This is a genomic window from Pseudomonas sp. OF001 (assembly GCF_904426495.1).
GTDB lineage: Bacteria > Pseudomonadota > Gammaproteobacteria > Pseudomonadales > Pseudomonadaceae > Geopseudomonas.
The window spans coordinates 56,875-65,533 of sequence record NZ_CAJGBM010000019.1 but is presented as its reverse complement, the minus strand read 5'-3'; the positions used below and the strand labels follow the sequence as shown (position 1 = coordinate 65,533).

Sequence of the window (8,659 nt, the reverse complement as noted above, 5' to 3'; positions counted from 1 at the left end):
GCATTCAATCGCTCATCGCCCAGGTTTGCCGTGCGCATCTCTTCCTCAGCCCAGCTCGCGGATGACATCCCTGTACTCCCTCGGAAAACCTAAGATGGTGACTGAACTTGTGTATAACGACGAGCGCTCCTGCGTGGGGATGCCGCAGGGGACGCTCCGCGTCCCATCGGCGCGGGAGCGCCGCGGGCTTGGCTCCCACGCGGGAGCGTGGGAGCGATCAAGGGCGCAACTGGGCGATCTGCCGGTCCTGCAGACGGGCGAGGCCGAGCAGGCCGGTGCTGGCGCCGATCAGCGCCCAGAACATGTCGGCCTGGGTGTCCCAGGGGTCGCCCTGGGTACCGAGGAAGTCGACGGCGCCGCCACCGGCGATCAGCGCCACCGCCCATTCGATCAGCTCGTAGACGGCGCTGATGGCCATCGCCACGCACAGCGAGAGGAAGGCCAGCATGCGCCCGGCGGCGAGGAAGCCCCCGCGCAGGAGGATCTCGCGGGCGATCAGCGCCGGCACGAAGCCCTGCATGAAGTGGCCGAGCTTGTCGTAGGGGTTGCGCGCAAGATCCAGCAGCTCCTGCACCCAGAAGCCGGCCGGCACCCGCGCGTAGGTGTAGGCGCCGCCGAGGATCAGCACCAGGCAGTGCAGGGCGATCAGCCAGTAGAGCAGGTCGGTGAGCGGGAAGCGCCGGTAGCTGGCCAGCAGCAGCGGCGCGGCGATCAGCACCGGCGAGACCTCCAGCCACCAGGTGGGGCGGTCGTAGGGCGAGATGCCGGAGACGATCAGCGCGGCCAGTACCGTCAGGCCCAGTGTTGCGTGCAAAGATCCGTGTCGCATCGCCGTCTCCTTCAGCCAGCTCGTCGTCACCTTAGCCCGCAGTGCCCGGCGTCGTCCATCGCCGTCCCGCGGGAGCAGCCGGCTCAGTTGTAGGCCAGTCGCTTCTCGCGCGGTGCGCAGCGCTTGAGGTCCACCTCGCCGACATGCGGGTTGGCGTTGCCCTGCACGCAGGCGATGCGCTGGTTGCGCCAGCGTTCCCACTCGCTGACCGGGTACTGGCGGTTCCAGATGTCGTACAGGCGGCGGTCCTGCTTCGACAGGCGTAGCTGGTAGCGCTCGCTCATGTACAGGTAGATGCGCGCGATGGCGCCGCGGCTGTATTCCGCCGGCATGGCGGTGCGCTGCTTGAAGTCGACCACGAAGGGGCAGGCGCCGTACTGGGTGGGCTTGGCGCTGAGCATGCCGAAGCCGAAGTTGCTGCGGTCGCCGTTGACCTCGCCGACGGCCGGCACCAGGTTGTGCAGGTCGGCCTCGGCCTGGCTGAACAGCGGGTCGTTGGCCGTGCAGTTCTTGCGTCCGCCCTGTTGCCAGCACTGGCGCTGGTGGCCGATCACCCAGGCCGGCACCACGTGCTCCCACTCGATGCGCCCGGCGCGGTTGGCGTTCTTGCGCGGTTCATAGCCGCAGCTGTCCAGATCGACGCGGTTGCCGCGGTATTCGCAGCCGCAGTAGAAGTCCACCGGACGGTCGGCGTACAGCTTCCAGGCGATCTTCTTGGCTTCGCGGAAGGTGCGCGGGGCTTCGGCATGGCTGGAGGTGAAGGGGATGACGGCGAGCAGCAGGAGCAGCAGGAAACGCATGGCAGTCTCGACAACGGGCTGAGAGGAGCGTCCATGCGGTTGCCGGGGATTCTACCGCGGCTGATCGAAAAGTCAGTGAAAACAAATGCTTGCGAAGGATTGGCAAGGCGCTGCAGGGGCGAATTCATTCGCCTTGCGCGGCGTCCGGGCGAATGGATTCGCCCCTGCAGGTATCCTGTCCGGGTCCTCTTCGTGCCGAGCCCTCCGCCATGCTGGAAATCTCCAACGCCGTCCACCTGCCCGACAGCGAGATCGAACTCACCGCGATCCGCGCCCAGGGCGCCGGCGGGCAGAACGTCAACAAGGTGTCCAGCGCGGTGCATCTGCGCTTCGACATCCACGCCTCGTCGTTGCCGGAGTTCTACAAGGAACGTCTGCTGGCGCTGCGCGACAGCCGCATCACCGGCGAGGGGGTGATCGTGATCAAGGCGCAGCAGTACCGCACCCAGGAGCAGAACCGCGCCGATGCGCTGGCGCGCCTGGCCGAGCTGATCCGCAGCGTGGCCAAGGTCGAGAAGGCGCGGCGGCCGACCAGGCCGACGCTCGGCTCGAAGCAGCGGCGGCTGGAGGGCAAGAGCAAGCGCGGGGCGATCAAGGCCGGGCGGGGCAAGGTGGATTTCTGAGCGCAAACGCTCAAATGAAAACGCCCCGGACCTGGCGGTCGGGGCGCTCGGGGTAGCGCAAAGCTCAGACTCAGGCCGCCTGCGCCTCGCTCTGGCGCAGGGCGCGGTTCAGCGCGCTGAACAGGGCGCGGAAGCTCGCCGTGGTCAGGTTGCCGTCGATGCCGGCGCCGTGCAGCGGGCGGCCGCCGTCGACGCGCAGCTCGATGTAGGCCGCGGCCTTGGCGTTGCTGCCGCCGCCGATGGCGTGCTCGCTGTAGTCCATCACCTCGACGGCGACCGGCAGGGCGGCGACCAGCGCCTCCAGCGGGCCGTTGCCGGTGCCCTTCAGGGTCTGGCTGCGGCCGTCGTGCTCGACTTCCACCTCGACGCTGGTGATGCCGTCCGCTTCCTGCAGGCGATGGCCCTTGAGGCTGTAGGTCGCCGGGCCGTCGAGGTATTCGGCGACCAGCAGCTCGTGGATCTGCCGCGCGCTCATCTCCAGGCCGTGGCGGTCGGTCTCGCGCTGCACCACCTGGCTGAACTCGATCTGCATGCGCCGCGGCAGGCTGATGCCGTACTCCTGCTCGAGCAGGAAGGTGATGCCGCCCTTGCCGGACTGGCTATTGACGCGGATCACCGCCTCGTAGCTGCGGCCGATGTCGGCCGGGTCGATCGGCAGGTAGGGCACTTCCCAGACGCCGTCCGGGTCCTGCTGGGCGAAGCCCTTGCGGATCGCGTCCTGGTGCGAGCCGGAGAAGGCGGTGTGCACCAGGTCGCCGACGTAGGGATGGCGCGGGTGCACCGGCAGCTGGTTGCACTCCTCGACCACCTTGCGCACGCCGTCGATGTCGGAGAAGTCCAGCTCGGGGTCGACGCCCTGGGTGTACATGTTCAGCGCCACGGTGACGATGTCGACGTTGCCGGTGCGCTCGCCGTTGCCGAACAGGCAGCCTTCCACGCGGTCGGCGCCGGCCAGCAGGCCCAGTTCGGTGGCGGCCACGCCGGTGCCGCGGTCGTTGTGGGTGTGCAGGCTGACCAGCACGCTGTCGCGGCGGTCGATGTGGCGGCAGAACCACTCGATCTGGTCGGCGTAGACGTTCGGGGTGGCCGCCTCGACGGTCGCCGGCAGGTTGAGGATCAGCTTCTGCTCGGGAGTCGGCTGGAACACCTCGATCACCGCGTTGCACACCTCGACGGCGAATTCCGGCTCGGTGGAGCTGAAGATCTCCGGCGAGTACTCGAAGCGCCACTCGGTGTCCGGGTTCTGCTCGGCCAGGCGCTTGATGATCTGCCCGGCGTTGACGGCGATCTGGATCACCCCGGCCTTGTCCTGGTTGAAGACGATGCGGCGGAAGCTCGGCGCAGTGGCGTTGTAGTAGTGGACGATGGCCTTCTTCGCGCCCTTGAGCGATTCGAAGGTGCGGGTGATCAGGTCTTCGCGGGCCTGGGTCAGCACCTGGATGGTCACGTCGTCGGGAATGTGGCCGCCTTCGATCAGGGTGCGCACGAAGTCGAAGTCGGTCTGCGAGGCGGACGGGAAGCCCACCTCGATTTCCTTGATGCCCACCGCCACCAGGCACTGGAAGAAGCGCAGCTTCTTGTCGGCGTCCATCGGCTCGATCAGCGACTGGTTGCCGTCGCGCAGGTCGGAGCTCAGCCAGATCGGTGCCTTGTCGATCACCTTGCCCGGCCAGGTGCGGTCGGGGATGTCGATCTGCGGGAACGGACGGTACTTGGTCGACGGGTTCTTCAGCATGGGCATGACGGATTTCCTGAAAACGGGGCCGCGGGGGCGGCGGGCAATACGGAATCGGAGCGGGCGATGCGGTATTCAGCTGCGCAGTCGGGGGCTGACCAGGTGCAGGCTGAGGTATTGCCGCTGCAGGATGAGGGTGTGGGATGCGTTCATGGCGGCAACCCTAGCGCCGGCTGCGCGCTGATGGCAAGCATTGCCGGAAAATTGGTGGTTTTCACCACTTTTTTCCTGATGACGATATTCTGTGCCGGTTTCCGCGGGTTTCGTTCGCTCGCCTTGCGTGACGGTTTTTCCGCCGGGCGTCCTGCGCCGGCGGGCTGGATCCGTGCGTCGCCGTGTCGCACTAGGTGGGCGGCATGGCCCTGTGCGATCATCCCGGCCGCTGACTGCGGCGACTGGCCGCGCAACTTTTCGTAGGGAGACGTCATCGGGTGATTCGGCAAGGGCGCAAGCGCATTGCAGCCTGGCTTGGTCTGTTCGCCATGTTCATGGCGTTCGCCGGCCCGCTGTACTCGCAGCTGCGGGCACTCGACAGCCTGCAGGTGGCGCTCGCCATCGACCTGGACGCGCTGCACTGCGGCGAGGGCCAGAGCCTGCCCGACGACGGCCCGCCCGAGTGGGTCAAGTGCCTCGACCAGTGCGGCTACTGCGGCCTGCTGGCCGGCAGCCCGGCACTGCCGCCGGCCGTGCAGCTGGCCCTGCCGGCGCCGTCCAGCCTGGTCCACCAGTTCCTCCCGCCGATCCAGAGTCTGCCCCAGGCGCCGCCGGCGACCAGCCAGCCACGCGCACCTCCCTTCCGCCACGCCTGAAACCGTTCCCAACCGGTCGTTCGTCTGCCGGCGCGCTGCTGCGCGCCGGCCGCGACCTGCAGTTCGCTGATTTTGCGTGGAATCCATACATGTCCGTTTTCGCTCGTCCGTCCCTGGCGCAGTCGCGCCTGTCCCGTCCGTTCGCCCTGAATCCGTTCCAGCGTCGCTGGTGGCCGGCGCATGCCGCGCTGCTCGGCGCCCTGGCCTTGCCGCTGCAGGCCGCCGAACCGGAAAGTACCGAGAGTGCCGAAGAGGAGGTTGCGCCGCTGATGGTGACCTTCAAGCCGGCGGAGGTGCGCGAGCGCCCCGCGGCCGCGACCCTGGGCGCCACCGAGATCGACGTGAAGGCCCGCTCCGCTGCCGGCGCGAGCACCTCGGACAGCGCCGCTCTGCTGCGCGGTGCGGCGGGGGTCAGCCTAAACAATGCGGGCGGCATTTCCAGCCTGCCGTCGATCCGCGGCCTGGCCGACGACCGTCTGCGCATCAAGGTGGACGGCATGGATCTGGTGGCCTCCTGCCCGAACCACATGAACCCGGCGCTTTCCTACATCGACCCCAGCAACCTGGGCAAGCTGCAGGTCTTCGCCGGCATCACGCCGGTGAGTCTGGGCGGTGACAGCATCGGTGGCACCATCGTCGCCGAGAGTCTGGCGCCTGAGTTCGCCGCCGCGGGCGAAACCCTGGACAAGGGCTCGGTGGGAGCCTTCCTGCGCAGTAACAACGATGCGCGCGGCGGCAACGTGTCGCTGATGCACGCCAACGACGCGTTCAACATCCGCTACGCCGGCAGCTACAGCAAGGCCAACAACTACATGGCCGGCGACGACTTCAAGACCAGCACCGCCACCGGCCGTCCCGGCGAGAGCAGCGCGCTGGACGAGGTCGCTTCCACGGCCTACGAAACGCGCAGCCATCAACTGACCATGGCCTACAAGCTCGGCGAGGATCTGCTGGAGCTGTCCCTGGGCCAGCACGAGGTGCCGCAGGAGCTGTTCCCCAACCAGCGCATGGACCTGACCGACAACACCCAGCAGCGCATCAACCTGCGTTACCTGAGCCGCTTCGCCTGGGGCAGCCTGGAAACCCGGGTGTACCGCGAGACCGTCGACCACGAGATGGACTTCGGTCCGGACAAGCGCTTCTGGTACGGTAGTGCTTCAGGGGCTGGCACAGCCTGCGGCCCGATCGGCGCGACCTGCGCCGCCGGCATGCCGATGAACAGCGAAAGCACCACCCTCGGCGCCAGCGCCAAGGCCAGCATCGAGCTGAACGAGCGCGACCTGCTGCGCGTGGGTAGCGAGTACCAGCGCTATCGGCTCGACGACTACTGGCCGGCTTCCGGCGGCGGCATGTGGCCGGGCACCTTCGAGAACATCAACGATGGCCGGCGTGATCGGCTGGCGCTGTTCGGCGAGTGGGAGCGCGAGATCGATCCGGCCTGGCTGACGCTGGTCGGCCTGCGTTACGAGCACGTGTCCAGCAGCGCCGGCGTGGTGCACGGCTACGGCAATGCCATGGGCAGCCAGATCCCCGATGCGGCGGCCTTCAATGCCAGCGATCGCAGCCAGAGCGATGACAACTGGGACTTCACCGCGCTGGCCCGCTACAACCATGACGCGAACCTGGACGTCGAGTTCGGCTACGCGCGCAAGGTGCGCTCGCCCAACCTGTACGAGCGCTACACCTGGTCGACCTGGCCGATGGCGGCGGTGATGAACAACTTCGTCGGCGACGGCAATGGCTATGTCGGCGACATCGGCCTCGAGCCGGAAACCGCCCACACGGTGTCCGCCACCCTCGACTGGCACAGCGCCGACCGGCGCCACGAGCTGAAGGTCACGCCGTTCTACACCCATGTCGACGACTACATCGATGCCGTGGCGCGGCCGGGCTGGACCGCCGGCCAGTTCAACGTGCTGCAGTACGCCAACCAGACCGCACGCATCTACGGCGTGGATGTCTCGGGGCGCATGCCGCTGATGCGCAACGCACTCGGCCAGTGGGGGCTGGAAGCGCTGGTCAACTACAGCGACGGCAAGAACCGCGACAGCGGTGACGAGCTGTACAACATCATGCCCCTCAACACGACCGTGGCCCTGACCCAGCAGCTGGGTGGCTGGAGCAACAGCCTGGAGATGCTCAGCGTGACGGCCAAGAACGACGGCTCGGACGTGCGCAACGAAATCGAAACCGCCGGCTATACGCTGTTCAACCTGCGCCTGAGCCACAGCTGGGACCAGGTGCGGGTGGATGCGGGCGTCGAGAACCTGGCGGACAAGTTCTACTACCTGCCGACCGGGGGCGCCTACACGGCGCAGGGCCGCACCATGAGCATCAACGGCATCCCGTCGGGCATCGGCGTGCCGGGCATGGGCCGCACCTTCTACACCGGGGTGACGGTGAGCTTCTGATCTCGGCGGAGGCTGAGCGTGCCCGCGCTCCGGCGTGGGCACGCATCCCGTGCCGCGCCGGCTGCCGGAGCGTGGCGGCCAGCGACTGTCCGGCGTCTGGCCGTGCCTCGGGCGTGCCCGGCCTAGCGCTCGCGCCGCTCGGCCGCCGGCAGCCGCCACTCGCGCAGGTCGGCGCCGCTCGGATACTGGAACACGCGCAGGCCGAACTCCGGAAGGATCGCCAGCAGGTGGTCGAAGATGTCCGCCTGGATGCGTTCGTAGTCGGCCCACACGGTGGTGGCGGTGAAGCAGTACAGCTCCAGCGGCAGGCCGGTGGCGGTGGGGGCGAGCTGGCGCACCAGCAGGGTCATGTCCTGGCGGATGTACGGGGCGTGGCGCAGGTAGTTCTCCACGTAGGCGCGGAAGGTGCCGAGGTTGGTCAGGCGCAGCTGGTTGAGCGGCGCGGCCCCCTGGACGAGCAGTTGGCGGTTCCACTCGTCCAGTTCGGCGCGCTTGCCGCTCAGGTAGTCGCGCAGCAGGGTGAAGTGGCGCAATTGCTCGATCTGCGCGGCGTCGATGAAGCGCACGCTGTCTTGGTCCAGGTACAGGCTGCGCTTGATCCGCCGCCCGCCCGACTCGTGCATGCCGCGCCAGTTCTTGAACGGGTCGCTGATGAAGCGCTTGGTGGGGATGCAGGTGATGGTCTTGTCCCAGTTCTGCACCTTGACCGTGTGCAGGGCGATGTCGATCACGTCGCCGTCGGCATTCAGCGCCGGCATCTCCACCCAGTCGCCGACGCGGAGGATGTCGTTGGAGGAGATCTGCACGCTGGCCACCACGGAGAGCAGGGTGTGCTGGAAGATCAGCATCAGCACCGCCGCCATGGCGCCGAGGCCGGAGAGCAGGATCAGCGGCGAGCGGTCGACCAGCGTGGCGACCATCAGGATGGCCGCGAGGGCGTAGACCGCGAACTCCAGCACCTGCAGGTAGCCCTTGATCGGCTTGAGGTGGGCGTCCGGGCGCTGTTCGTAGAGACGGTTGGCCTGGCGCAGTGCGCCGCCGATGGCCAGGGCGATGGTCAGCACGACGAAGGCGCGGCAGACGTTCTCCACCACGGTCACCACCGCCGGGTGCAGGCCGGGGATCAGCGTCACCCCGCTGGAGAGGATCAGCGCCGGCACGATGTTGGACAGGCGGCGGACGACGCTGTGCTCGTAGCTGGGCAGGTGGCGCCCCAGTGGCGTGGCGCTCAGGGTGCGGTGCAGGGCGCGCGCCAGCAGGTGCTTGACGGTCCAGTTGGCCAGCCAGGCGGTGCCCAGCAGCAGGGCGGCGCTCAGCGCGGTGAACAGGTAGGGCCGGGTCTGCAGCCAGTCGAGGGTGGAGGAGAGTGCGTCGAGCATGAGCTTCTCCTTGGCGCGTGGCCGGGGAGACGCCGCGCGCGGCGGCGCGGCCGCGTGCGGCGTCGGGCTGATC

The 8,659-nt window shown here is 68.1% G+C and carries 8 protein-coding genes; 3 read left to right on the top strand and 5 right to left on the bottom strand.

Annotated features, from left to right (window positions below):
* Positions 1-217: 217 nt before the first annotated feature.
* Both RA210_RS12605 and RA210_RS12600 read right to left on the bottom strand, forming a co-directional pair.
* The gene (locus tag RA210_RS12605) at positions 218-829 is read right to left on the bottom strand and encodes a DUF2238 domain-containing protein (RefSeq protein ID WP_136489627.1); all 612 of its coding nucleotides are present in this window, start codon (positions 827-829) and stop codon (positions 218-220) included.
* Between the two features lie 83 nt (positions 830-912).
* Positions 913-1,629, bottom strand: a complete 717-nt coding sequence (locus RA210_RS12600; protein WP_201486682.1) for an endonuclease — start codon at positions 1,627-1,629, stop codon at positions 913-915.
* A gap of 209 nt (positions 1,630-1,838) precedes the next feature.
* Between RA210_RS12600 and arfB the strand changes: the two genes are divergently transcribed.
* Complete coding sequence (arfB, locus tag RA210_RS12595; RefSeq protein ID WP_136489625.1) at positions 1,839-2,252, top strand: alternative ribosome rescue aminoacyl-tRNA hydrolase ArfB; 414 nt, start codon at positions 1,839-1,841, stop codon at positions 2,250-2,252.
* 70 nt (positions 2,253-2,322) lie between these two features.
* On the opposite strand, the gene leuA is transcribed toward arfB, so the two are convergent.
* Entirely contained in the window at positions 2,323-3,993 is a 1,671-nt protein-coding gene (gene leuA, locus RA210_RS12590; protein ID WP_201486681.1) for a 2-isopropylmalate synthase, read from the bottom strand.
* Positions 3,994-4,136: 143 nt separating this feature from the next.
* Entirely contained in the window at positions 4,137-4,415 is a 279-nt protein-coding gene (locus tag RA210_RS12585) for a hypothetical protein (protein WP_201486680.1), read from the bottom strand.
* Positions 4,416-4,418: 3 nt separating this feature from the next.
* Here RA210_RS12585 and RA210_RS12580 point away from each other — a divergent pair, with 3 nt between their 5' ends.
* Both RA210_RS12580 and RA210_RS12575 read left to right on the top strand, forming a co-directional pair.
* Positions 4,419-4,796, top strand: coding sequence for a DUF2946 domain-containing protein (locus tag RA210_RS12580; protein WP_136489622.1), 378 nt, complete (start codon positions 4,419-4,421; stop codon positions 4,794-4,796).
* A gap of 89 nt (positions 4,797-4,885) precedes the next feature.
* Positions 4,886-7,207 carry a TonB-dependent receptor gene (locus RA210_RS12575; protein WP_201486679.1) on the top strand — a complete coding sequence of 774 codons (2,322 nt, stop codon included), beginning with the start codon at positions 4,886-4,888 and terminating at the stop codon, positions 7,205-7,207.
* 122 nt (positions 7,208-7,329) lie between these two features.
* On the opposite strand, the gene RA210_RS12570 is transcribed toward RA210_RS12575, so the two are convergent.
* The gene (locus tag RA210_RS12570; RefSeq protein ID WP_201486678.1) at positions 7,330-8,586 is read right to left on the bottom strand and encodes a mechanosensitive ion channel family protein; all 1,257 of its coding nucleotides are present in this window, start codon (positions 8,584-8,586) and stop codon (positions 7,330-7,332) included.
* Positions 8,587-8,659: the final 73 nt, after the last annotated feature.